The sequence below is a fragment of the Moorella humiferrea genome (genome assembly GCF_039233145.1).
In the GTDB taxonomy this organism is placed as follows: Bacteria; Bacillota; DSM-521; order Neomoorellales; family Neomoorellaceae; genus Neomoorella; species Neomoorella humiferrea.
Genome location: NZ_CP136419.1, coordinates 452,587 through 478,385 on the forward strand (window position 1 = coordinate 452,587; position 25,799 = coordinate 478,385).

General features: G+C 46.3%; 13 protein-coding genes, 4 pseudogenes and 1 CRISPR repeat array. Of the genes and pseudogenes, 12 read left to right on the forward strand and 5 right to left on the reverse strand.

The window, feature by feature from the left end:
• Positions 1–9: 9 nt before the first annotated feature.
• The 3 genes from cas1b to cas6 are packed head-to-tail and all read left to right on the forward strand — an operon-like array spanning position 10 to position 2,037.
• Positions 10–1,002: a type I-B CRISPR-associated endonuclease Cas1b gene (gene cas1b / locus MHFGQ_RS02285; RefSeq protein WP_106004574.1), complete on the forward strand. Its 993-nt coding sequence runs from the start codon at positions 10–12 to the stop codon at positions 1,000–1,002.
• Between the two features lie 2 nt (positions 1,003–1,004).
• On the forward strand, positions 1,005–1,268 hold the full coding sequence (gene cas2 / locus MHFGQ_RS02290; protein ID WP_106004573.1) for a CRISPR-associated endonuclease Cas2: 264 nt from the start codon (positions 1,005–1,007) through the stop codon (positions 1,266–1,268).
• 25 nt (positions 1,269–1,293) lie between these two features.
• Positions 1,294–2,037 (forward strand): CRISPR-associated endoribonuclease Cas6, encoded by a 744-nt coding sequence (gene cas6, locus MHFGQ_RS02295; protein WP_106004572.1) that lies wholly within the window; start codon positions 1,294–1,296, stop codon positions 2,035–2,037.
• Between the two features lie 163 nt (positions 2,038–2,200).
• Positions 2,201–13,913: direct repeats of the CRISPR family, unit length 30 nt; unit sequence GTTCGCAGCCTACCTATGAGGAATTGAAAC.
• Positions 13,914–14,044: 131 nt separating this feature from the next.
• Here cas6 and MHFGQ_RS02300 read toward each other — a convergent pair.
• From MHFGQ_RS02300 to MHFGQ_RS13905, 3 genes and pseudogenes are all read right to left on the reverse strand, one after another.
• Positions 14,045–14,287: pseudogene (locus MHFGQ_RS02300) on the reverse strand (transposase); the annotation flags it as partial.
• A 95-nt stretch (positions 14,288–14,382) separates the two neighbouring features.
• A complete protein-coding gene (locus MHFGQ_RS02305) occupies positions 14,383–14,508 on the reverse strand; it encodes a hypothetical protein (RefSeq protein WP_277997002.1) in 126 nt (41 codons plus the stop codon).
• A 158-nt stretch (positions 14,509–14,666) separates the two neighbouring features.
• Positions 14,667–15,086 (reverse strand): annotated as a pseudogene (locus tag MHFGQ_RS13905) (transposase); the annotation flags it as partial.
• Between the two features lie 531 nt (positions 15,087–15,617).
• Between MHFGQ_RS13905 and MHFGQ_RS02310 the strand changes: the two are divergent.
• From MHFGQ_RS02310 to MHFGQ_RS02325, 4 genes and pseudogenes are all read left to right on the forward strand, one after another.
• The gene (locus MHFGQ_RS02310; protein ID WP_106004570.1) at positions 15,618–16,823 is read left to right on the forward strand and encodes an iron-containing alcohol dehydrogenase; all 1,206 of its coding nucleotides are present in this window, start codon (positions 15,618–15,620) and stop codon (positions 16,821–16,823) included.
• A 24-nt stretch (positions 16,824–16,847) separates the two neighbouring features.
• Positions 16,848–17,711, forward strand: a pseudogene (locus MHFGQ_RS02315) (aldo/keto reductase).
• 51 nt (positions 17,712–17,762) lie between these two features.
• Entirely contained in the window at positions 17,763–18,293 is a 531-nt protein-coding gene (locus MHFGQ_RS02320) for a flavodoxin (RefSeq protein WP_106004569.1), read from the forward strand.
• A 138-nt stretch (positions 18,294–18,431) separates the two neighbouring features.
• A complete protein-coding gene (locus MHFGQ_RS02325) occupies positions 18,432–18,824 on the forward strand; it encodes a MerR family transcriptional regulator (RefSeq protein WP_106004568.1) in 393 nt (130 codons plus the stop codon).
• 202 nt (positions 18,825–19,026) lie between these two features.
• Here MHFGQ_RS02325 and MHFGQ_RS02330 read toward each other — a convergent pair.
• Together MHFGQ_RS02330 and MHFGQ_RS02335 are read right to left on the reverse strand one after the other, a co-directional pair.
• Positions 19,027–19,244, reverse strand: a pseudogene (locus MHFGQ_RS02330) (helix-turn-helix domain-containing protein); the annotation flags it as partial.
• A gap of 168 nt (positions 19,245–19,412) precedes the next feature.
• Complete coding sequence (locus MHFGQ_RS02335) at positions 19,413–20,015, reverse strand: hypothetical protein (RefSeq protein WP_106004567.1); 603 nt, start codon at positions 20,013–20,015, stop codon at positions 19,413–19,415.
• 326 nt (positions 20,016–20,341) lie between these two features.
• Between MHFGQ_RS02335 and MHFGQ_RS02340 the strand changes: the two genes are divergently transcribed.
• The 5 genes from MHFGQ_RS02340 (at position 20,342) to MHFGQ_RS02360 (ending at position 25,626) form a co-directional block, all read left to right on the forward strand.
• On the forward strand, positions 20,342–21,136 hold the full coding sequence (locus MHFGQ_RS02340) for a sensor histidine kinase (RefSeq protein WP_146127115.1): 795 nt from the start codon (positions 20,342–20,344) through the stop codon (positions 21,134–21,136).
• On the forward strand, positions 21,118–21,792 hold the full coding sequence (locus tag MHFGQ_RS02345; protein ID WP_106004565.1) for a response regulator transcription factor: 675 nt from the start codon (positions 21,118–21,120) through the stop codon (positions 21,790–21,792). Before MHFGQ_RS02340 ends, MHFGQ_RS02345 begins: the two co-directional genes overlap by 19 nt.
• A 151-nt stretch (positions 21,793–21,943) precedes the next feature.
• Positions 21,944–22,693 (forward strand): 4Fe-4S dicluster domain-containing protein, encoded by a 750-nt coding sequence (locus MHFGQ_RS02350; RefSeq protein ID WP_106004564.1) that lies wholly within the window; start codon positions 21,944–21,946, stop codon positions 22,691–22,693.
• 3 nt (positions 22,694–22,696) lie between these two features.
• Positions 22,697–23,374: a formate dehydrogenase subunit gamma gene (locus tag MHFGQ_RS02355; RefSeq protein ID WP_106004563.1), complete on the forward strand. Its 678-nt coding sequence runs from the start codon at positions 22,697–22,699 to the stop codon at positions 23,372–23,374.
• A 32-nt stretch (positions 23,375–23,406) separates the two neighbouring features.
• A complete protein-coding gene (locus MHFGQ_RS02360; RefSeq protein ID WP_106004562.1) occupies positions 23,407–25,626 on the forward strand; it encodes a molybdopterin-containing oxidoreductase family protein in 2,220 nt (739 codons plus the stop codon).
• Positions 25,627–25,799: the final 173 nt, after the last annotated feature.

The following is a 25,799-nucleotide window of genomic DNA, read 5'->3' on the forward strand; positions in this document are numbered from 1 at the left end:
GGTGAAAGCATGAAGAAATCTATTTATATTCTCAATGACGGCGAGCTTAAAAGAGAAAGCAACACCCTCTGTTTAATTATGGAGGACGGGAAAAAATTCATCCCCGTCGAGGATGTAAGCGAGCTGCATATCTTTGGTGAGTTAAACATTAATAAACGCCTGCTGGAATTCCTGACCGAGAAAGAAATAATTCTCCATTTTTACAATCACTATAACTATTATGTTGGCAGTTATTACCCGCGGGAGCACTATAATTCTGGTTATATGATTGTCAAGCAGGCCGAGCATTACCTGGCCCCTGAACTGCGAATCAAAATCGCCCGGGCATTTGTTACCGGCGCTGTAAAGAATATCAGGCAAGTACTCGTATATTACAAGAACCGTGGCAAAAACTTAAGTGAGACTTTAGAATATATCGACCAGCTCGCTCCTGCCGTTGATAAGGTGAATAGCATTGAGGAGCTGATGGCCATTGAGGGGAATATCCGGGAAAGGTACTACGGCGCCTTCGATGTTATCATCGGTGATCCCGATTTCGTTTTTAATGAAAGGAGCAGGAGGCCGCCCCAGAACCAATTAAACGCCCTCATCAGTTTTGGCAACACATTGCTTTATACTACTACTTTGAGCGAAATTTACCGCACCCACCTGGATCCCAGGATAGGGTTCCTGCACACGTCCAATTTTCGACGGTTTTCCTTAAACCTGGATGTTGCCGAAATATTTAAACCCATCATCGTTGACCGTTTGATATTCAACCTGACAGGGAAACGCATGATCAAAAAGAATCATTTTCAAAAAAAGCTGGGGGGCATAATCCTGAACGAAAGCGGGCGGGCGCTTTTTATTAAAGAATATGAAGATAAGATTGCCACCACTATCCAGCACCGGGAACTGGGACGCCATGTTTCTTACCGGCGCCTGATCAGAATGGAACTCTACAAGCTGGAAAAGCACCTGATAGGTGAAAAAGAATATGAACCTTTCCTGGCCAGGTGGTAAAGATGTTTGTGATTGAAGTTTATGACGTTAACGAGAAAAGAGTTGCCAAAGTTTTAAAGATAAGCAGGAAATACCTTTATTGGGTACAGAACTCCGTCCTGGAGGGTGAGATTTCCGAAGCCAATTATAAAAAATTGAAGATGGAATTGAAGCGTATTATTAATACCAGCGAGGACTCGGTCATATTTTATACCTTTCGGACTACAAGGTACTCCCAGAGGGAATCCATAGGCATTGTTAAAGGCGGCGAGAGCAATATTTATTAACGTCAGGTGGAAAGGAAGAATTTAAATGCAGTTGCAGATCGAACTGGTCGCGTCTAATGGCGATTATGCAGTTTTACCCATTCATTATAACTATTTGCTGCAGGGACTTATTTACAGTATGGTCAAGGATAAAATGCCTGAGATACATGCTAAAGGATATGCGGCCGGGGAAAGGATATTGCGTCTTTTTGTCTTTTCCCGTCTTTTGGGCAGGGTTAAAGCCATAAAAGATGGCAAAATAGTATTTGCTTCCCCCCTAAAATTTAAAGTTGGCAGCCCCCTGGAGCAGTTCATAGAAGTTTTTGCCGAAACAATGCTCGCTGCAGAAGAAATAAGGCTGGGGGATACCATATTCTTGCCTGGGACAATCGCCGTTATACCTGTGCCGGATTTCAGTACGGGCAAAGCAATAGGCAGAGCCATTTCCCCTGTAACCGTCTATTCCACCCTGCAAGCACCTGATGGAAAAAAGAAGACATATTACTATCATCCTGTAGAAAAAGAATTCGGGCAGCAGGTAAGAAATAATCTTCTCAAGAAGGCTGCCGTCCTGGGAATAAACCTGCCGCCAGATGTACCACTGGAATTACATCCAGTTAACGTAAAGGGTAGCGACATGAAAGTAGTTTATTATAAAGATACAGTAATTAAAGGCTGGTTGGGTAAATATATGCTAACAGGTGATCCGCAGTTAATTCGCCTGGCCTTTAGCGCGGGCATCGGGGCCAAAAATTCCCAGGGCTTTGGTATGCTGGAACCTGTAGTATAAGCAGGAAAAATGTCGTCGACCTTGAATAATGTAAAAACCCCCGGGGATCGACGACAGTGAAGATATCAAAAAATCCTTGATTTTACTGTATCCTTTACTTTAGATTAAGTTTTTGCTGGAAATATGCTATAATAAAAAAGCAGCCAAACTAGTATATAAATGGGTTCGCAGCCTACCTATGAGGAATTGAAACTGGGAGTACCGGTATTGGAGGCGAAATGATGATATGGTTCGCAGCCTACCTATGAGGAATTGAAACAAGCTCCACTGGGACTGGCCGGCAATATGGAGCAAGTTCGCAGCCTACCTATGAGGAATTGAAACCACAAGGATTTAATGAGTGCATGAGAGTTCTTAAACGTTCGCAGCCTACCTATGAGGAATTGAAACGTTCAATCTCATAACCATCAAGGGTAAGCTGACTTAAGTTCGCAGCCTACCTATGAGGAATTGAAACAGCCGGTGATGCGGATAAGGGATAAGCTCACGGCAGGCGTTCGCAGCCTACCTATGAGGAATTGAAACAGGTCCAAAACCAGCAGATGAGCGACGGCGGTCAAAGTTCGCAGCCTACCTATGAGGAATTGAAACGGGATTTAGGAAGCAAATTAGGAGCGAGTCTTATAAGTTCGCAGCCTACCTATGAGGAATTGAAACGAGGTAGAGGACGTTGAATAGCGGTGCAAGCAAGCTGTTCGCAGCCTACCTATGAGGAATTGAAACCTACTTCAGCCAGACTCCAGCCGTCCGGGTCGTTCCAGTTCGCAGCCTACCTATGAGGAATTGAAACACCGCCCCCGCAAAAACCTTATCTCAGCTTTGCCGAGTTCGCAGCCTACCTATGAGGAATTGAAACCCAGTTGCGGAGCAATTTATCAGTTACTACGGTATGGGTTCGCAGCCTACCTATGAGGAATTGAAACTCCCGCCGCCGCTGGGGATTTTTATACGCTCAAACCGTTCGCAGCCTACCTATGAGGAATTGAAACCCGTCAGGTGTTTTTGACCCCGGGTCTCGCTTTCCAGTTCGCAGCCTACCTATGAGGAATTGAAACCCTTGGTAAAACTGCAAAAGCATATCCGCTGGGGCGTTCGCAGCCTACCTATGAGGAATTGAAACCGAAGGTGTCCGAGTACGCCAGAGAGCAACTGCGGCGTTCGCAGCCTACCTATGAGGAATTGAAACCCCGGTCCGCGGCGTGCCTGGTCATGCGGACTCGCCGGTTCGCAGCCTACCTATGAGGAATTGAAACGTATCGTTAACGTTACTATAGGAATCAGTTCTGTTTTCGTTCGCAGCCTACCTATGAGGAATTGAAACAACATAAGCGGCAGGAGGCCAGGCGATACGACCAGGTTCGCAGCCTACCTATGAGGAATTGAAACGTCGCCAGTATCATCGGTCTGGGTGGTATCTATGCTGGGTTCGCAGCCTACCTATGAGGAATTGAAACTATAGATCATCACCCACAATTAAAGCCCCGTCTGCACGTTCGCAGCCTACCTATGAGGAATTGAAACCATTCCCGTTTGGCGTTCCGGAATGGTGGATAACAATGTTCGCAGCCTACCTATGAGGAATTGAAACTGGTTAACAACGGGACGGCGAACGTGGCGATTAACTCGTTCGCAGCCTACCTATGAGGAATTGAAACTCGTTCCGGGTGACGTATTCGACAGCCCGGGGACGGCGTTCGCAGCCTACCTATGAGGAATTGAAACCTGGACATTGCTGGAACGCTTGACTTTACTTCGCCTGTTCGCAGCCTACCTATGAGGAATTGAAACCTTCAGCCCCAGGTGGCGGAAACAGATGCTGTGTAGTTCGCAGCCTACCTATGAGGAATTGAAACCTTGGTTCCCAATCAGTGTCTTCGGGGCCTATTAGTGTTCGCAGCCTACCTATGAGGAATTGAAACTCGTCAGCCATCATCCCTCACCTCACTGAATTATTCGTTCGCAGCCTACCTATGAGGAATTGAAACTTCTCAGCAACCGAGCGTGTCATCTCGCCACGCCAGCGTTCGCAGCCTACCTATGAGGAATTGAAACCCGAGTACACCGGATACCAGGGGGATAAGCTCGGTACGTTCGCAGCCTACCTATGAGGAATTGAAACACCTCCCGAAATAATAGTTACGGTTTGGGTGGTTCGTTCGCAGCCTACCTATGAGGAATTGAAACCTCCGAGCGCCCATAAGAGCACCCATGCTTCAGGAGGTTCGCAGCCTACCTATGAGGAATTGAAACCCGTCCTTTCTTGAAGAACAGACTTTTGAAGCGATACGTTCGCAGCCTACCTATGAGGAATTGAAACCCGGCTGGGTAATAGCGGAATACCGGGAAGTTGGGGGTTCGCAGCCTACCTATGAGGAATTGAAACTTTCACCGAGTTCAACAAATACCTCTTGGACTTTCTTTGTTCGCAGCCTACCTATGAGGAATTGAAACTAAAAACTGCGCGGGCCACTAGCATGATAACCGCTACGTTCGCAGCCTACCTATGAGGAATTGAAACGCATATGCCAACATTTTACACCCTGCCCCGAATTCGGGTTCGCAGCCTACCTATGAGGAATTGAAACTTTTCATCCTTCCCGCCTCCCCACCCAGGCGTTCAAGTTCGCAGCCTACCTATGAGGAATTGAAACCCGCTTCAGGAACGTTGGCAACGGTCATGGTCGATCACGTTCGCAGCCTACCTATGAGGAATTGAAACAAATTCACCAGGCTCGGCGCTTTCAAAAGTAGTAGGTTCGCAGCCTACCTATGAGGAATTGAAACTTTGGCCCGGGCGATCCTGCTGACGCCGGAGAGGCTAGTTCGCAGCCTACCTATGAGGAATTGAAACAATCACCTCCCAAGGCACATTGACATTGGCAGCGTTAGTTCGCAGCCTACCTATGAGGAATTGAAACGCGACACAGATACCAGTGACCAGCTTCTCCAGGACGGTTCGCAGCCTACCTATGAGGAATTGAAACTAGGCACCGATAAGGGCCAAACGGCCTTCCTCGGTGGTTCGCAGCCTACCTATGAGGAATTGAAACACGGCTTCCAGGGCTTTTTCTTTTACGAGGCCGGGTAGTTCGCAGCCTACCTATGAGGAATTGAAACCCGATAAGGGGCTGATAGACAGGGCCGCAATGGTAAGTTCGCAGCCTACCTATGAGGAATTGAAACTGGAGTTGTCACAATTTCGGCCAAATGTGCAGCAAGTTCGCAGCCTACCTATGAGGAATTGAAACATATCTTTTTCCTTTAAACTTCCTGTCGGAAGGAGGCGTTCGCAGCCTACCTATGAGGAATTGAAACCCGTCAGGTGTTTTTGACCCCGGGTCTCGCTTTCCGTTCGCAGCCTACCTATGAGGAATTGAAACAGGTGAGGAAAAAGCTTATTGGCCATGTCCTGGGCAGTTCGCAGCCTACCTATGAGGAATTGAAACAAAAGGAGAGTGATCTAAGGTGGCGGGAGGAACATGGTTCGCAGCCTACCTATGAGGAATTGAAACTCTGGGCACAGGAGGTCCTACGCCGCGGGTTCGCAAGTTCGCAGCCTACCTATGAGGAATTGAAACAATCACCTCCCAAGGCACATTGACATTGGCAGCGTTAGTTCGCAGCCTACCTATGAGGAATTGAAACTCATGCTCTAAGAAGGGGAATAAGTAAAGTAAACGCGTTCGCAGCCTACCTATGAGGAATTGAAACAACCCTCTTTCGATACTAAAATTAATCAGCCACTCGAGTTCGCAGCCTACCTATGAGGAATTGAAACTGCATATACGGGTGCAGATGTATTGACTAATCCTGCGTTCGCAGCCTACCTATGAGGAATTGAAACTCAATTGGAAAAAGAATAAAAGGGTCTGTATTAAGAGTTCGCAGCCTACCTATGAGGAATTGAAACATCCAGGGCTGAACAAGTACGAGGTGGTGCTGGCTAAGTTCGCAGCCTACCTATGAGGAATTGAAACCCGGGCTGTTTATGATGTTGACACCGCCATCAAGAGTTCGCAGCCTACCTATGAGGAATTGAAACCCTGACTGATCAGGATGAAAACACCATTCTCAAGCGTTCGCAGCCTACCTATGAGGAATTGAAACTTAGATATATAGGATAGGTGGTCATTGTGATTGAGCTGTTCGCAGCCTACCTATGAGGAATTGAAACTGCTATGAATTTTTTATTGCTCTTATCGCCCACCCAAGTTCGCAGCCTACCTATGAGGAATTGAAACTGTTTCGGCGGTGGGCGTATGGTATGGGGTGCGGTGGGTTCGCAGCCTACCTATGAGGAATTGAAACCCCGGAGAATGGAAGGAGGATGAGTGGAGGCAGATAGTTCGCAGCCTACCTATGAGGAATTGAAACTAATCCCCCAGGGTTTGAGGTCATTCGACCATCCCAGTTCGCAGCCTACCTATGAGGAATTGAAACAAATAATTTCCCTTGTTCTACTTTAGGCACTAACCTGTTCGCAGCCTACCTATGAGGAATTGAAACCTTTTACGGTCACATTCCCAGCCGCCGCCGCAGTCACCGTTCGCAGCCTACCTATGAGGAATTGAAACTTGCTTCAGGGGCCGCCTCTTTTGTCTCAGCGACCCAGTTCGCAGCCTACCTATGAGGAATTGAAACCGGGCTATGGTGACGCAAATTTTTTGAAAAATTGAGTTCGCAGCCTACCTATGAGGAATTGAAACTCCAACCGGCGGCCCTTAAACTTGTTCCTGGTTCAGGTTCGCAGCCTACCTATGAGGAATTGAAACTAAATGGAGTCATGAGGGTATCTGACACAGTTTGGGTTCGCAGCCTACCTATGAGGAATTGAAACTCAAAAGACAATATCCTTCTTTACCTTTGAACCCTCGTTCGCAGCCTACCTATGAGGAATTGAAACGCACATCTCCAAGAAAACACTTTTTACCCCTCCTTCAGTTCGCAGCCTACCTATGAGGAATTGAAACCGGGTCTACCTACAGTAATAACACCTACTACCTTAGTTCGCAGCCTACCTATGAGGAATTGAAACTCGGCCAGACAGTATCATCAACGGAATCTATAAACGGTTCGCAGCCTACCTATGAGGAATTGAAACGTATATATTGAAGATTATACAGACGGTAATTGACGGTAGTTCGCAGCCTACCTATGAGGAATTGAAACCAATGTATCGTAGTAAGCATATATTTCCGCTTCAAGTTCGCAGCCTACCTATGAGGAATTGAAACAAAATTGCCATCAAGAGCAGCCTGGGCCGCCTTTTTCGTTCGCAGCCTACCTATGAGGAATTGAAACCGGACGTAAGGGGTTCACGGACTTTAGGATCCCGCGTTCGCAGCCTACCTATGAGGAATTGAAACAGCATCCCGGCCAGCCGGCGCTCAATCAAGGGCCGCGTTCGCAGCCTACCTATGAGGAATTGAAACTAGTTTCATCCGTGAAACCGCGCTGGCTTTTTAGCTTGGTTCGCAGCCTACCTATGAGGAATTGAAACCGTCATGGAGTTTTATAAGCGCAACATCGAAACAATGGTTCGCAGCCTACCTATGAGGAATTGAAACGGTAATCTGGGTTAAGTACGGGCTGGCGATAGACTGGGTTCGCAGCCTACCTATGAGGAATTGAAACGCATAGTGCTCCCGGGGGAATTCCTGATTGTACTTTAGTTCGCAGCCTACCTATGAGGAATTGAAACTCCAACCTGGGAGATTACCCGGTGAATATTCACTTGTTCGCAGCCTACCTATGAGGAATTGAAACCCCACAGCCGCGCTTTCATGCGGCAGCCGGCAGCCCGTTCGCAGCCTACCTATGAGGAATTGAAACGCGTAGGCGAGAGTTAATTTATCAGCGCCTTCGTTGTTCGCAGCCTACCTATGAGGAATTGAAACCCCGCAATCTGTATTTACCGCATACCGGACATTCAGGTTCGCAGCCTACCTATGAGGAATTGAAACCGCCGTCATCACAACGCCGCCCCTATTAATCATTTCAGTTCGCAGCCTACCTATGAGGAATTGAAACTTTCCGGCCACGTGGCAGCCAGGCGGTGAAATTCTTCGTTCGCAGCCTACCTATGAGGAATTGAAACGTCCAGAGTTCGGCCAACCCGGAGATTGTTATATTAGTTCGCAGCCTACCTATGAGGAATTGAAACGCCGACGAGAAGGATGCACCGGGCGTTCACCGCCGAGTTCGCAGCCTACCTATGAGGAATTGAAACCGGTCAGTACCTTGATTACCGGGCGGCAGAACACGGGTTCGCAGCCTACCTATGAGGAATTGAAACACCAACTACCACAACGATCGCAGTAATATCCATCTTCGGTTCGCAGCCTACCTATGAGGAATTGAAACTCACGTAATCGAGACCGATGGAGGCCCGAGGGATTCGTTCGCAGCCTACCTATGAGGAATTGAAACAGGTAAAACGTATAATCCTTGATAATTAGTTCATCTTGTTCGCAGCCTACCTATGAGGAATTGAAACCATCAAAAACCGTTTCCCATTCTTTTCCATGTTCTTCGTTCGCAGCCTACCTATGAGGAATTGAAACTGGCGAAAAAGATAGCCGGCGCCGCCTCGCTGCTGGGTTCGCAGCCTACCTATGAGGAATTGAAACTCTTAAGAATTGCAATTACTGCAAAATCGACGTCCAAGTTCGCAGCCTACCTATGAGGAATTGAAACTAACTTCGTCAAATAAGCATTAATTTTACTTTGAAGTTCGCAGCCTACCTATGAGGAATTGAAACCCTCCCTGAAACATAAAACTGGCATTAGCACCAAGTGTTCGCAGCCTACCTATGAGGAATTGAAACGTTATGCTGGTTGATTAGCTCCGCCACATCGCACCAGGTTCGCAGCCTACCTATGAGGAATTGAAACTAATATCCTTCATTCGTCTTAAATGCTATAGTTTTTGTTCGCAGCCTACCTATGAGGAATTGAAACATGTATATTTTGGTTATATTTGCCGTTTTATGCGTTGGGTTCGCAGCCTACCTATGAGGAATTGAAACTATAGACGTAGACTTCAGAAAAAAAAGACGGTATATGTTCGCAGCCTACCTATGAGGAATTGAAACTTATTAAAGAAAGGTTTGCTCAATTGCTTAACATTGAGTTCGCAGCCTACCTATGAGGAATTGAAACCTTTAGCTTTTGCGTGATCTTCTCCTGATTAATACCAGGTTCGCAGCCTACCTATGAGGAATTGAAACAAGAGTATTATATGCGAAAAATCAAATATAGTGCAAGTTCGCAGCCTACCTATGAGGAATTGAAACCCAGTTTCATGATCAACAATCTGGAACATATTATATGTTCGCAGCCTACCTATGAGGAATTGAAACAAGGGAGGATTACAATAATGGCCAACAAAAAAGCAGAGTTCGCAGCCTACCTATGAGGAATTGAAACACAGATTTTTTCAATCTGCTAGCGATTTCATACCGAGTTCGCAGCCTACCTATGAGGAATTGAAACTAATTAATAGGGTTTAAGGTTTTAATGCTAATACAAGTTCGCAGCCTACCTATGAGGAATTGAAACAATATCGACTATATTTATGGAGGATGATAATAATGGGTTCGCAGCCTACCTATGAGGAATTGAAACCGTTTCTGTTCATTATCAAACGAATAAAGACCATTCTGTTCGCAGCCTACCTATGAGGAATTGAAACAGTTTTTTGTTTTAATATCTTCAAGCAACCTGTAAGTTCGCAGCCTACCTATGAGGAATTGAAACAACGGATACAATGCCATCCAATCTTGGCTAGTTTCGTTCGCAGCCTACCTATGAGGAATTGAAACCAGGTGGATCCGCTGGTACATCACGGCGCCGGCGGCAGTTCGCAGCCTACCTATGAGGAATTGAAACAAATGATTAAGCAAGCTAACAAAGAAAAACGACTTGGTTCGCAGCCTACCTATGAGGAATTGAAACCTTTTATAAGACCGCTACCAATTTTTAGCCTGTCTGTTCGCAGCCTACCTATGAGGAATTGAAACACATCGACTTCAAACTCGCCGCCGCAGTGAGGGCATTGTTCGCAGCCTACCTATGAGGAATTGAAACTTCTTTCATCTAGACTACCAGTAACAGTTATTACTGGGTTCGCAGCCTACCTATGAGGAATTGAAACGCTGATTTAGTTGGTAGTATTATAGTTGGTATTATGTTCGCAGCCTACCTATGAGGAATTGAAACGCATCCCGGTAATGACGTTATACGATTGGACGCGGAAGTTCGCAGCCTACCTATGAGGAATTGAAACAGCGGCTCCCCTTTCGGGGAGGTACGGGCTTGCACGTTCGCAGCCTACCTATGAGGAATTGAAACCGAAGTAGGCAGTGTTACGTCCAACACGTTTTGCCTTGTTCGCAGCCTACCTATGAGGAATTGAAACCGTTTCGGCGTAACTTCATCCAGCTGGACGGCCTTCGGTTCGCAGCCTACCTATGAGGAATTGAAACCCGGAAATTTTTTTAGGATTTTTTCGGGCGAGAGCAGTTCGCAGCCTACCTATGAGGAATTGAAACATTTAGCCCTTGAGCGGAAGCCGGTATAAACCGGCTGGGTTCGCAGCCTACCTATGAGGAATTGAAACCCGTCCCTCACATAGATATAGCCTTCGGTGAGTGATACAGTTCGCAGCCTACCTATGAGGAATTGAAACATTGTTCTTCTGGCGAACTAACTTCTCCTCCACTCCCGTTCGCAGCCTACCTATGAGGAATTGAAACGAGTGATAAAAAATTCATAGTAAAAAAGGCGGGCGAGCGTTCGCAGCCTACCTATGAGGAATTGAAACATTTTCCACGGCCCAGGGGTGGCACGTTGGCATAGCTCGTTCGCAGCCTACCTATGAGGAATTGAAACAACATCTCGGCATACTGATTAAATCTAATCACATCAGTTCGCAGCCTACCTATGAGGAATTGAAACTAGGTTCTGGATTATATACCCAATTTTCCTTTTCCCGTTCGCAGCCTACCTATGAGGAATTGAAACAATTCCTCCTCCTAAAATTTTTATTCGGCCCAAACCGAGTTCGCAGCCTACCTATGAGGAATTGAAACCTCACCCGGCCGGCAAAGCCGGCCGGCCGCCGCATGAGTTCGCAGCCTACCTATGAGGAATTGAAACTCACGGCACCACGGATGATCGGGCGGACAGGTGGTAGTTCGCAGCCTACCTATGAGGAATTGAAACGTAGTTCCTGCGGCAACGATAATTGTTGCGGCGGGAGGTTCGCAGCCTACCTATGAGGAATTGAAACAAAATTGCCTGTTAGGTTCAACAGGCAATTCTAGGGTTCGCAGCCTACCTATGAGGAATTGAAACCGGGATCATAATACCATTCTCCACAGCATGGAATAAGTTCGCAGCCTACCTATGAGGAATTGAAACCTCCTTCGCACTTTCTTTGGAATATGCAATTAATCTGTTCGCAGCCTACCTATGAGGAATTGAAACGCCGGCAATATGGAGCAAGCGCGGATCGGCTTTACGTTCGCAGCCTACCTATGAGGAATTGAAACACTGGCATTACCGGACAGACCCCCTGGGGCACCTCAGTTCGCAGCCTACCTATGAGGAATTGAAACCGCGTTTTCCGTTTCCGTTTTCGTTTCCGTTACCGCGTTCGCAGCCTACCTATGAGGAATTGAAACCCGGCAGTTCGGGCGTACCCCGCCCTGGGAAGAACAGGTTCGCAGCCTACCTATGAGGAATTGAAACTAGCCCTGGGGAAGAAGCCTGCCCAGGGGTTCGGCAGTTCGCAGCCTACCTATGAGGAATTGAAACCGGGAATCCCTCGAGGAACGCGGGGCCGGCCTTGCAGTTCGCAGCCTACCTATGAGGAATTGAAACGAAAAGGCGGCGGGAACTATTGAGTGGGCAGATACAGTTCGCAGCCTACCTATGAGGAATTGAAACTCCAGGCAGTCTTACAGGACCCCGGCTTGCCAGTAGAGTTCGCAGCCTACCTATGAGGAATTGAAACCGAGGACCCGAACAACCCGCCTGCTGGCGATTCGGCCGTTCGCAGCCTACCTATGAGGAATTGAAACCAACATACTCCTTACCTGCTTATCGGGTGTTTTTGCGTTCGCAGCCTACCTATGAGGAATTGAAACGCTGATTTAGTTGGTAGTATTATAGTTGGTATTATGTTCGCAGCCTACCTATGAGGAATTGAAACTGCCATAGATGTCAGGATATATGAAAGTCGTTGATGTCAGTTCGCAGCCTACCTATGAGGAATTGAAACGCCTGCTTAAAAGCATCTTTCACATACCATTCAGGGTTCGCAGCCTACCTATGAGGAATTGAAACTGTTCAGCATCAGTCAAAACAAATCCATGTACTATATGTTCGCAGCCTACCTATGAGGAATTGAAACTAGAGTGGGGATGGTGGGATCCCTTTGCTGAAGAATGTTCGCAGCCTACCTATGAGGAATTGAAACAACGTTCTATAGTTTACCGTATTTAGTGTTTTAACACGTTCGCAGCCTACCTATGAGGAATTGAAACACACAAAAAATTTTCCCGGCATGTCGCCGGGAAAAAGTTCGCAGCCTACCTATGAGGAATTGAAACAAGCCCTCGTATGGGCAATAGAACATAATCGCCGCTGTTCGCAGCCTACCTATGAGGAATTGAAACTGTAAGGAGACGAGGGTATGAGTAAAGGCATCAGAAGTTCGCAGCCTACCTATGAGGAATTGAAACTAGTACATTACTTCAATCCTCTTTCGCTACATTTCAGTTCGCAGCCTACCTATGAGGAATTGAAACCCTTACTAAATAACATTTCCATATCGGCGGCGTTTTTGTTCGCAGCCTACCTATGAGGAATTGAAACGCGGAAGCCGGTATAAACCGGCTGACCGGGATTCTGTTCGCAGCCTACCTATGAGGAATTGAAACCCCTCACAATCAGGACATTCCACAACCCCTTCCCCGTTCGCAGCCTACCTATGAGGAATTGAAACGTATTAACCTCCCAGCACGCAAGCTGGGCAGTTTTTGTTCGCAGCCTACCTATGAGGAATTGAAACCGGATTAAAGCTGCGAGCTGTTTTTCGGATGTGCAGTTCGCAGCCTACCTATGAGGAATTGAAACTGCGATTAAGCTGGGGATTTAAACCGTCAAAAGGATGTTCGCAGCCTACCTATGAGGAATTGAAACTTGCCGAGCAGTACAGGGGACTGCTTCCGCAATTGCAGGTTCGCAGCCTACCTATGAGGAATTGAAACTCTTTACACCTCAAAAATTTTTCTCACCAGCCAGGCGTTCGCAGCCTACCTATGAGGAATTGAAACTTCCATAGGTTTTCACGTTACAAACCTCCTTGGTTAGTTCGCAGCCTACCTATGAGGAATTGAAACCAAGCAACCGGGCAGTAAACATATTTGCCTGGTACTCAGTTCGCAGCCTACCTATGAGGAATTGAAACCCATATACTGACATCTAGGCATATAATGGCATATAAGCCAGTTCGCAGCCTACCTATGAGGAATTGAAACATTCCAGTAAAAAGAGTGCCCAAAATAGCGGTATAGTTCGCAGCCTACCTATGAGGAATTGAAACCGCATTACATACATAGAAAAATCGGCGAATAAACGGGTTCGCAGCCTACCTATGAGGAATTGAAACACCGGCTCCCTTACAGGCGGCTCCGCGTATTTTCCCAGTTCGCAGCCTACCTATGAGGAATTGAAACATAAGGCGATAATGGTATTTCGCATAAAGGATATTATGTTCGCAGCCTACCTATGAGGAATTGAAACTTCTCTTTAATACGGGTACGGGGATTAATTCCCCAGTTCGCAGCCTACCTATGAGGAATTGAAACTAGCTTCGACAATAGCAGAGAGGATAAATTAGTTAGTTCCCCCTGAAAAAATCCACTTTTGCATCGCTTAAGGGGAAAAGTTATTACTGGACTGTAGTCCGGGTTAATCTCTAACTGCTTCACCCATCTTGTTAAACCATTGTTGCCACCCGGTTTAAATTATAGGCCAAAATTCCATAACCGACCCAGGTGATGGTACCCTCATATCCACGGGAAAGGCTGCGGCGTAATCCATATTTGCGCTTCAGAAGACTAATAGTAGCCTCCCCTCCAGCGCGCCAGCGTTGGAGGCGTTTGAACCAGCTCTGCGTTTGATATGCTTTACGAGCTTTACTGATTTTGCCTTTCCGGGGTAAGCTGACCTGCTTTACCCCCGCAGACTGGACATATGCACCCGACATTAAGCTCTCTCGCAATTTTTCTTCAAGCTTTTAAAGGGCAAAGGCTTCCGGATACGCACCAATTTACGTCACACCCTCACGGGATGTCTGGGCTGCAATCCTGTCTCGATATGACGACAGTAAAACTTGGCCGGCGACAGGTAGTGTAAACTAGAGTGCAACCGGCGGTTGTTGTAACGGCTAACGAATTCCACGACCGCCTGATATCCTCCGCATAGGTCTGAAACTCGCCCATCGACAAGCATTCATCCTCAAGAAGCCGATGGTACGATTCGATATATGCGTTCATATTCGGTGTCTTGGGCGGTATTCTCTCGTGTAGGACATTCCATCGCTCACATTCCGATTCAAACAGATGGCTTACAAACTGGGGTCCATTATCCGAACGGATGATGGGTAATGGTAAATTCCTTTGAAGAATCTGACGTTTCCACAATGCTGCTCGAAAAGTTTCAACGGCATGTCTGGCTTCACAGGTTAGACCAATATGATAGCCCACAATCTGCCTGTCATAGACGTCAATGTACGACAGCACAAAGAAAAACCGGTCTTCTCCTGCAATGTATCGCTGGTTTGGCGCTGTGATAGTGCGGTTCTGGGCCAAATTCCGCGGGTGTTTCCGACGGAGGTTCCGTTGTGGCCGCAGAATATCCAGTTCCTTACACAGGCGGTATACCTTTTTCTCGTTCACCACCAGCTCATGATCTTGTCGAAGCATATGAGTGAGCTTACGGTACCCGTAGGCGTAACCATCACCGGAAATAGACTCCATAATCCATTCCTTAATCTGTTCATCACTTACCTTGCGGCCGCCCACAGTCAGTGAATGACCAGGAAACGGACGTCCACCCGAAGTGGCATGCGGCTTGGGTTCATGTGTACTATGCGCAGCATGATAGTAGCGTTGTACCCGGCTGTGATCCACTTGTGCGCAATGGCTACTTTATCTGCAAGTGAGGGTTGGCTTTTTTTAATAGGTCATGCAATATAGCAATTTCAAGGTCTTTTTCGCCCAGAAGTTATTTTAGATGGGTATTCTGTTTGTCTAACTCACGGTTCTCTGCAACGAGTCGGGCGTGTTCCTGCTGAGTAACGTGGGTGGCGTTTCCCTTTGGGCTACCGCCTTGCATGGGTTGGCCGGCTTTGTACTGACGAACCCACCGGCTGACAATATTCGGCCGGGATTGGCTGTGAAGAAGTTGCCGGTCGAGATAATATATTTACTGATTAAAAGTGCTTGACTTGGAGTTAACTCCAAGCATTAAAATAATTTCACAAAATATTAGGGAGGAAGATGTTACCTATGATGAAATTTGAATTTCATAACCCAACCCGGCTTATCTTTGGTGCGGGTTCGCTGGCGCAGTTAGGAAAAGCGGTAAGTCCGTATGGCAAAAAAGCACTGCTAATCACTGGTGGAGGAAGCGTCAAGAAAAGTGGAGCCTTAGAACGAGCAGTATCCAGTCTGAAGGCAGCAGGTGTTTCAGTGGTGGAATTCTCAGGTGTTGAGCCGAACCCCCGTCTGTCAACTGTGGTGCGCGCTGCAGAGCTGGCAAAAAAAGAAGCATGTGATGTGGTTATAGGTATGGGTGGCGGTAGCGTTATGGACGCCTCAAAAGTAATTGCAGCCTCAGTCCTTTATGAAGGACATCCCAGGGATATGCTTGTGCGGGCAGGGCAAGTGCCCAGACTTCCGGAGCGAGCTCTTCCCATTATCACTGTTCCTACCCTGGCGGCAACTGGCTCGGAAATGAACAACGGTGCGGTGATCACGATTGACGATGAAGGAGAAAAGCTAAAAACATTCGTTCAGGCCGAGGTTCTCTATCCTCGTGTGGCAGTGGTGGATCCTGAACTTACGGTGACAGTACCCAAAAATCACACAGCTTTTGGGGTGTGCGACATAATAACCCATGTGACCGAGGGTTATTTTAACGGTATAGACGGGACTCCTCTTCAGGACAGATTTGCCGAGGGAGTGATCCTTACTGTCTTGGAGTGGGGCCCAAAGGCGGTTAGCAATGGAAGTGACCTGGAAGCGCGTACTCAGGTGCAGTGGGCGTCGATAGTTGCTCTCAATGGCTGGGTACAAGTAGGAACAAACGGAGCTTACCCTGTTCATATGATCGAGCACACACTTTCCGCACTCTACGATATCCCCCATGGAGCAGGGTTGGCAGTCGTGAACCCGGCTTGGATGCGCTTTGCTGCGAGGGTCCGTCCCGAACGTTTTGCCCAATTTGCTCAGCGTATCTTCGGTCTGTCGGCAATGGGCAAAGATGACTTGAGCCTGGCTATGGAGGGTATTAATAGGTTTGAAGAGTTTTTGCGTTCCATAGGTTGTCCCACGCGCCTGTCGGAATTGGGCATTGGAGAAATTACCGAGGAAATGCTTTTCCGTTATGCGGAAGAGACCCTGAAAGTGCTTCAGGATGAAGAAGGAAGGCTTCCAGGTCGTCCCCCTCTGCGAAAGGAAGATATTGTAGAAATACTACGCATGGCAATGTAATTAATTAAACAGGAGGGTCAAACTGTGGAAAAGGTAATTTTGAACAATGGTGTTGAGATGCCTATACTGGGCTTTGGTGTTTATCAGATTACCGACCTAACGCAATGCGAACAGTGTGTTTATGATGCAATAATGGTTGGTTATCGTTTAATCGATACTGCAGCCGCCTATATGAATGAAGAAGCGGTTGGCAAGGCTATTAAGAGGGCAATCGAGGAAGGTATAGTAAAAAGAGAAGAACTATTTATTACTACAAAACTTTGGATACAAGACGCGGGCTACGAGTCGACCAAGAAAGCATTTGAAAAATCGCTTAAAAGGCTTCAGCTTGACTATATCGACCTTTACTTGATTCATCAACCCTTTGGCGATGTGCATTGTTCTTAGCGGGCTATGGAGGAGCTTTATCATGAAGGATTGGTTAGGGCAATAGGAGTCAGTAACTTCCAACCGGATCGTTTGATGGATTTAATAATTCACCACGAGGTAGTTCCTGCTGTGAATCAGATTGAAATACACCCGTTCTACCAGCAAACAGAGAGCACCGAATTCATGAAGAAATACAATATACAACCAGAATCCTGGGGTCCTTTTGCAGAAGGCAGGAACAACATCTTTCAGAATGAAGTTTTGGTATCTATAGCCAAAGAGTACGATAAAACGGTTGCCCAGGTGATTTTGCGGTGGCTGATTCAAAGAGGGATAGTCACAATCCCGAAAACTGTACACAAAGAAAGGATGATCGAAAACATTAGCATATTCGACTTCGAATTGAGTCAAGAGGATATGGAAAAAATTGCAACATTAGACACAAAAAAGAGCTTGTTCTTATCGCATAATGATCCGGAAACCGTGAAATGGCTTGGCACACTTAAATTTGATGCATAGTGGGCAAATAAAAACAGTGATTTTGAAAGGAGTATGAAAGGAGTATAGGAATTGGCGTATTCAAAGATTCTTATCGCTTATTTTTCTCGTAGGGGAAATAATTATGTCAATGGCAGGATTATGAATCTGCCGATTGGGAACACAGAGGTAATAGCAAAAAAAATACAGGAACTAACTGGTGGTGATATGTTCGAAATTAAAACGGTAAAGACATATCCGGAAGATTATACAGAAACAACAGAGGTAGCAAAGGAAGAAAAATGGCAGAATGCCAGACCAGAGCTTGCAAATAAGCTAGACGACATAAGTTCTTATGATGTGATTTTCCTCGGCTACCCCAATTGGTGGGGAACGATGCCGATGGCTGTGTTTACATTTTTAGAGTCTTATGATTTCGCGGGAAAGACCATTGTTCCATTTTGCACACATGAAGGCAGTGGTATGGGAAGCAGTGAGCGCGACATCAAGAAACTTTGTCCGAATGCCAAGGTACTGCCCGGTTTAGCCATTCGAGGAAGCAATGTTAACAAAGCAGACAAAGATGTTGCAGACTGGCTTAAGAGACTTGGTTTGATATCATAAGCGAAAGGGGAAATAAGAATGGACAAAATCGAACAAAGAAACTCAGGCAACAGAATAATTTCCCCGAAAGGGAACAAAATTACAAATGACGGTTTTATAGGAACAACTTGAGTTATTGAACATTGGAGGTGAAACTACATGACGATTGCGGAAGTAAGTAAAAAATTTGGCCTTTCACCGGATACACTTCGCTACTATGAGCGTATAGGACTGATCCCCAGGGTAAATCGCAACGAAAGCGGTATCCTTGATTATACGGAGGAAGACTGTAAGTGGATTGAATTCATCAAATGTATGCGCAGCGCAGGTGTTCAAGTTGAAACGCTGATTGAGTATATTACGCTGCTCCAGCAAGGCGACGAAACTATAGAGGCCAGAAAACAAATCCTTATGGAGCAACGGGAGAAACTTCTTTCCCGCATTGAAGAAATGAAGAGAGCGCTGGAAAGGTTAAATTTTAAAATTGAAGAATATGAAACTAAGCTTATTCCGGCAGAAAACAAGTTAAAAAGATTGGCGCACAACATCTAGTCTATGAAAAGACGAGCTAGTGTGTGATGAGTTCAAGCAGGCCCAAAGGTAGCGCTAAGGTTTGGGCCAACGGAGGCCGGCAAGTTTCAGCCGGCTCAAACAGTAATCCCGCGACGGTGGAGAGAGCAAAATAACAAGCTTTGTAGTGGGCCGGATTAAGTTCACTGACAAATTTCCTGCTCATCATAGAGCATGAGACCGTTAAGGCGGGGGGTTGCCGCCTTTTGGCCTCGATTTTTAGGGCCATCTCTTCCGTAATCCGCCGGCTTTTCCCCCGGTCGGAACGGTAACCTGGTTTTAAACCCTCCAGGCCATGGCGGCGGTAGAGATACAACCACTTTCCACCTGGCCGTTAAGCACCGGCGCAATCAAAGAAAACTTTTTAAGGGCGATCTCTTCCCGGTCTTGAGAAGAAAGCATAAAGAACCCCAGCCTCCTTGAGTACTGCATGTAAAAATTTAGGAGGCCGTAAGCGCTTACAGCCTGAGGCGCCCTCAAAGTTCATGATAACATTGCCGCTAAGTAGTCCCCAGACAAAAGTTTTGTTGCCGCCATTTTTCACCTCCGGGGGTACCAGAAGGGCTCCGGTTATGCTAAAATATTGGGCAAAGGAGCCATAAAAGCGTACCCCAAAGCCTCGTAAAACCTGGTACTGAAGGACTGGATGTGGGCAAATCCAGTGGTAATGAGGCGGAGTACCTTTTGGGCTCCTTCCTTTTTGGCGGGCATTTCCTCCGGTAGTTGGACCCGGGGCAGGATTTGACGTAGGCCTAACATGATAGACTTTAAGCTTGCCAGAAAGCGGCGCAGGTAAAACTGCAGGTGCGAGATGTCCCAGTAGAACTGCCGGCAGCGCCCTTTTAGAAACTTAAGGCAGCCCCGCAGGGAAAAATTGAACTCCAGCATAAGCCTGATGCCTGTAAAAATCAAATCAACACAATACTGGAAACGGGGCAGGCAAAAGGAAGGCAGGTAGGAAATGGTAGTGTGGCAGTATTGGCAGTAGTAACGCCGGATTAAGATGTGGCCGCTGAAATCAGCGGTAATAGCGTTACGGTCAAAAAAACCGTGTTTTTGGGGCGGCACCTTTATCCGGCAGTGGGGACAATAATCGGGCTCCGGGAAAGGGAAATCTTTACCCTGGCGGCAGTACTCTTCGGGCGACACGGTGGTGTAGAATATCAGCTGCATGGCAAACCCTCCCAGCCAATATTCTACTCGATTCGCCCCCAAGCAGCACGCCTTCCAGAAGACGGACTAAACCCATCTATAGTTTAAATACCGGCGTAAAGTGAAATGGGATTCTCATACTCTCCTGGTATTAACTTCAGAAGCAGATTGTTCAATTTGCAACCATGGAATTATTTTGGGATGAATTAATGTGAGGATCTACACGATGGCTATGATAGCCATATCGAATATAAAATATGGAAAGGAAAATACTCATTTTGAAAGAATATTATATATGATTAGCTTGCTGTAAATTAACAATAAATAGCTGTCGGGGAGGGAATTTTTTGGGTCAGGGTGGTGTGAGTTCGTTACGAAATGATTTGTTACAACAATGTCCCAGTTTTAATAAAAAGGAAGTGTGCCCGGTAAAGGCAGAAAGTTGTCCCTGTCCGGGCCGCAAATTAAGGATAAACGTTCATCATGCCCAGGAGAGGGAATCGAAACGCTGGGCTATGGAATTGCATGACAGTGTAGCACAAACCCTGGGTTGTATAATCTTAGATTTTGATACTTTTATTACTAGTATTTATGAAGAAAACATGATAAAAAGAGCACATGAAATAAAATATAAATTACAGAATCTTTATGATACATTGAGAGAAATGCTTTTTGAATTACGTGCCCCGTATATGGAAGAAGGGCTTGCAAAATCCCTGGAAAATTATCTGGAAAGAGTAGCCGAGAATACTAATATTAAATTTAATGCTGAAATTACCAAGAATTTTACTGGTGTCCACCAGATGGTACAAGTAGAGATTTTTCGTATAGTCCAGGAAGCAGTAACGAACATTAAGAAACATTCTCATGCTAGTGAAGCGACTGTTAAAGTAATTTTTAAAGGGGACTGCATACAGATTTATGTCGCTGACAACGGACGGGGATTTGACGTTAATAAGTTAAAAGGGGATAGAAATGTAGATAACAAGCATTTTGGTTTAATTTCAATTAAAGAAAGAACACAAATGCTTGGTGGGGATTTTATCTTAAATAGTGAACCGGGTAAAGGTACTGTAATAGATATTACTATTCCCCCAATAGGAACTATGGGAAGTGGTTTAATATGGAACAGATCAGAATAGTTCTTGCCGATGATCACCCGATTTACCGTTCAGGTTTACATGCAGCATTAGATGTTGAACCTGATTTTAACGTTATAGGTGAGGCTGGTGATCTTTCGCAATTGATAGCTACAGTTGAACAGTTACAACCTGATATTTTGTTACTCGATGTAATATTAGGTAATGAAAACAGCCTGCGAATTTTGGACTTTCTTCATGAAGTTGCACCCCGGATGCGGATAGTTATCCTTACCGCTTTTGCAGATAGGGATATAATAATTACTGCTATTAAGTCAGGTGTTCATGGATTTATCATTAAAGAGGCCGGACGAATAGAGATAGCTGCGGCTATTAGATGTGTATATCAAAATAAAGCATATCTCGATCCACGCGTTACGGGGATAGTCTTCAAGTTTATCAACAACTTTATTTGCAAGCATAATCAAGAAGCGAGAAATACTGGAGATGGAGAACAACTATTGAAAAGCGAAAAGCTGTTGTCTAAAAGGGAAAAGGAGATTTTTCTTCTGGCGAGACGGGGGTTAAAGAATAAGGAAATTGCCACGCACCTGCATATTTCCGCCCATACAGTCCATAATCATTTGCTTAATATCTATCGCAAACTAGGTATCTCCAACCGACACCAGTTAATGATGATTGCAAATGATCACGAATGACTAGACTACTATAATTCCTGGGCTTAGACTATTAAGGATGCCGGGCTAAACCGCCCGGCTTGTTTTTTCCACTGGATGGTCTATTGTGTAAACTTTCACTTGATCCTAAAATATTATTATGAATAATCTTTAACAAAAGGAGGGGGAAGAGTTGACACGTTTGGCAATGATCTTTGATTTAAAGAAGTGTGCCGGCTGTTATGCCTGTGTTGTTAGCTGCAAGATGGAAAACGGGACACGGCCGGGAGTTAACTGGAACCACGTGCATACAGTTGAATGGGCTGAATTTCCTAGTGCCCGCCAGACTTTCATACCCACCCAATGTATGCATTGCGATAACCCACCCTGTGTTAAAGTATGCCCCACGGGGGCAAGTACAAAAATGGAAAACGGAATTGTTGCCGTAGATTACGACAAGTGTATCGGATGCCGCTACTGCTTGTCTGCCTGTCCCTATGAAGCACGTATTATGAATGAACGCGAGACAACAAATTTTAAAGATAAACTTATGCCTTATGAAGAGGAATTATATAAGAACCACAGACTTAATGTGGCAGAAAAGTGCACTTTTTGTATTCATCGAGTTACCAATGGAAAACTACCGGCCTGTGTGGTCAACTGTCCGGGCAAAGCCCGCATTTTTGGTGACCTTGATGCACCTGACAGTGCTGTTAAAAAGTACATCGAGAAACATCAGGCAATAAATATTAAAGGCACCAGTATTTATTATGTACCTCCTGCGGGGCTTGATTTAAGTAAGCTGCCACCAGATTTGCAAGAACCTGCTTTTGTCAGCTTCTGGAAGGAAGTGGTCCATCCTGCCGGCAAAGCTGTAATGGGTATTGCTGCCGTGGCTGTCGCCAGTAGTATTGTCATCCATTCAATCAGGAAGGGGGAATAGCAAATGGATAACAGGAAGCCTCTTGACAGCATTGAACGTTTCAGCCCGGCAGTGCGTCTTGGACATTGGAGTCACGCCATCTCTGTTGTAGCCCTGCTTTTGACAGGTCTGGCCCTTGTTTTCCGCGGCTTCGGTGCTACCCTTGGCAGCGAGGGGTTGAAATTTTTCCAACAAATACACCATTTTATGGCCTACCCTTTTACTTGTTTGACTTTGTTAATTCTCGTCTTCGGTGCTCCCAGGGCAACAGCAGAATGGCTTAAAGAATGCTTCACCTGGACGAAATCCGATTGGTCGTTTATTCGTGCTTATCCTGCTAAATTTTTCGGCCTGAAGGCGACGCTGCCGGAACAGGGAAAATATAATGCCGGTCAAAAGCTGAATTCTATCTTAACTATTATTGGTTTTCTGATAATGATCATCACCGGCTGGCCCATGCTATACCCTGCTAAATTTTCTCCGACCTTCGTTGCCTGGTCGCGGCCGATTCACTCCCTGGGAGCGATGGTGTTAGGTGCGGTTTTAATCGGCCACGCCTATCTGGCGTTATTACATCCTTATTCTCGTGAAAGCATACAGGCTATGGTTAAAGGACGTATATCCATGGAATATGCCCGTTCCCATCATTCCTTATGGATTAAAGCTCTCTTTGACGATAAGCAGCGCCCACCGGCGGTATAAACGCTTATTAAGGATAGAAGGAGGGATGGCCAGTGATTAAACTTACACGACGTTCCTTTATTAAAGGGTCGGCTGCCCTGACCGGTATAACCCTGGCGACAGGAAAGGGATTTTTCCATCAAACCAGTCCGGCGTACGCCGAGGATAACAGCCGGGAAACCTTTGCTTATACCTATTGCGATATGTGCAACCAGACACCGAAATGTGGAATCAACGCTGTAATAAGAAATGGTAAAATAGTTAGGGTTGAATCTCGGGAAAATTATCCCAATGCACCGTTGTGTGCAAAAGGAATTGCCAGCCTGCAAGAGCTTTACGATCCCGAACGGCTGCTATACCCCGTTAAGCGTACCCGCCCCAAAGGCGATCCGGATCCCGGGTGGCAGCGGATATCATGGGATGAAGCCTATGACACGATTGTCAAGAAATTAAATGAAATTAAAGAACGGGAAGGGCCGGAAAAGGTTCTATTTTATGTGGGTGATCCCAAAGAGCCCCGTTCGGCTGTTCAGCGACTGGCGTACACTTTTGGATCTCCTAACTATGGCAATGAAAGTTCGACATGCTTCCGGGCGGCTGCCCTGGCGTCGCTTTTGGTTTTTGGCCTGGTAACTCTGGGAAGTGACCCTACGCCGAAGACCAGGACTTGTCTAATTTGGAGTAAAAACCCGGCCTGGTCTGGTCCATACGGACACTGGAAGTTGCATGAAGCCAAGGAAAGAGGCACTAAATTTATTGTTGTTGATCCCCGGGTTACGCCGACAGTAAGTGGTCTGGCGGATATTCATCTGCAGCTCAGGCCGGGTACAGACGGTGCCCTGGCATTGGGTCTAATAAATGTTATAATCCGTGAGGGGATGTATGACAGGGAATTTGTCGACAGGTGGGTCCTGGGATTCCCGGAATTAAAAGCTTATGTCCAGGAGTTTACTCCGGAAAGGGTAGAAAAAATTACTTGGGTTCCAAAGGAAAAAATTGAGACAGCAGCAAAACTTTTTGCCACTGAAAAGCCTGCCACGTGGATCGGCAGCGCCTCTCCGACCGTTCACAGCTCCAATGCCATCCAGAACCACCGGGCGATACTTGCCCTGGTTGCTCTAACGGGCAATTTTGATGTTGAAGGGGGAGTAACCATCCCCACGGAACCCCTTCCCTTTGATCTTTTTGCCGGTAACCCGGCGTTTAACAGGGAAACCGATATTTTCCCGCAGATTAGAGATAAACGGGTTGATAAAGAATACTTCCCCGTATGGGCCCACTACATCAATGAAATCCAAATGAATATGCTGCCCGAATATGTTGAAAAAGGCCTGCTTAAGGCTATGGTCATGTTCGGCGGCAATGCTATGATGTGGCCCCAGACAACACAGTACCAGCAGGCTATTGCCAGGATGGAGTTTTCTGTGGCAGCCGATTACTACTTACGCCCCTGGACCCATAACTTTATGGATATGGTGCTCCCAGCGGCTATGACCTATGAACGCATGGCACCGCTGGCTATATTCGGGCGCAAGATATACTTGCGCGAGCCGGTAATAAAGCCTTTAGGAGAAGCGCGGTCCGATTGGCGGATAGCGTTTGAACTGGGGACCCGACTGGGTTATCCGGAAGAATTCTGGCATGGCGATGAGGAAGCTGCTCTAAATGAACTGCTGAAACCTTTAAACCTTACTGTAGATGACCTGCGTAAGCACCCCGAAGGCCTGGAAATTCCTCCTAAAGGACCGAATAAATTCCGCAAATATGAACTGGGGCTTTTACGCCAGGACGGCGAGCCAGGTTTTCCAACGCCGAGTGGTAAAGTGGAAATTGCTTCTCAGATTCTGGCTCAATACAAATTTAATCCCCTGCCGGTTTACCGCGAGCCCCTGGAGAGTCCTTTAAGTACACCGGAACTGGCCAAAAAATTTCCTTTGATACTCAACACAGGTTCTCGTGTACCCATGTATACCCACAGCAAATTGCGGGAATTGCCGTGGTTAAATCAATTTATGCCCGAGCCGGTGGTTCGTATAAATCCTAAAGATGCCGCAGCCAGGGGCATCAAAGATGGTGACGACGTTATCCTTGCTTCACCCCACGGTGAAATTAAACTAAAGGCCAGCGTCACCAATATTGTTCTCCCGGGGGTAATCGACGTATTTCATGGCTGGCCGCAGGCCAATGTGAATATGCTTGTCCCCCGTAACTTTGATCCGATTTCCGGCTACCCGCCTTACAAGGAAGGTCTATGTGAAGTGAAAAAAACCTGAACCACAAATTTGTCAAACATGGCTGCCGCAGGGCAGTACAAATCAGGAGGGGCATTGTGCCTGCTCCTTTTTTTATCTTCATTTAACGAATTTTTCTGCCATATACCTCAAAGCGGCAGGAAAAAACCGAAAGGCGGGGAATCTTTATATTACTTGTCTTTTTTTGGAGGAGG

What these genes read in the sequence shown, in the direction of transcription:
- cas1b (WP_106004574.1), top strand. Translation starts at nt 10, where the DNA reads ATGAAGAAATCTATTTATATTCTCAATGACGGCGAGCTTAAAAGAGAA.
- cas2 (WP_106004573.1), top strand. Translation starts at nt 1,005, where the DNA reads ATGTTTGTGATTGAAGTTTATGACGTTAACGAGAAAAGAGTTGCCAAA.
- cas6 (WP_106004572.1), top strand. Translation starts at nt 1,294, where the DNA reads ATGCAGTTGCAGATCGAACTGGTCGCGTCTAATGGCGATTATGCAGTT.
- MHFGQ_RS02310 (WP_106004570.1), top strand. Translation starts at nt 15,618, where the DNA reads ATGATGAAATTTGAATTTCATAACCCAACCCGGCTTATCTTTGGTGCG.
- MHFGQ_RS02325 (WP_106004568.1), top strand. Translation starts at nt 18,432, where the DNA reads ATGACGATTGCGGAAGTAAGTAAAAAATTTGGCCTTTCACCGGATACA.
- MHFGQ_RS02335 (WP_106004567.1), bottom strand. Translation starts at nt 20,015, where the DNA reads ATGCAGCTGATATTCTACACCACCGTGTCGCCCGAAGAGTACTGCCGC.
- MHFGQ_RS02345 (WP_106004565.1), top strand. Translation starts at nt 21,118, where the DNA reads ATGGAACAGATCAGAATAGTTCTTGCCGATGATCACCCGATTTACCGT.
- MHFGQ_RS02355 (WP_106004563.1), top strand. Translation starts at nt 22,697, where the DNA reads ATGGATAACAGGAAGCCTCTTGACAGCATTGAACGTTTCAGCCCGGCA.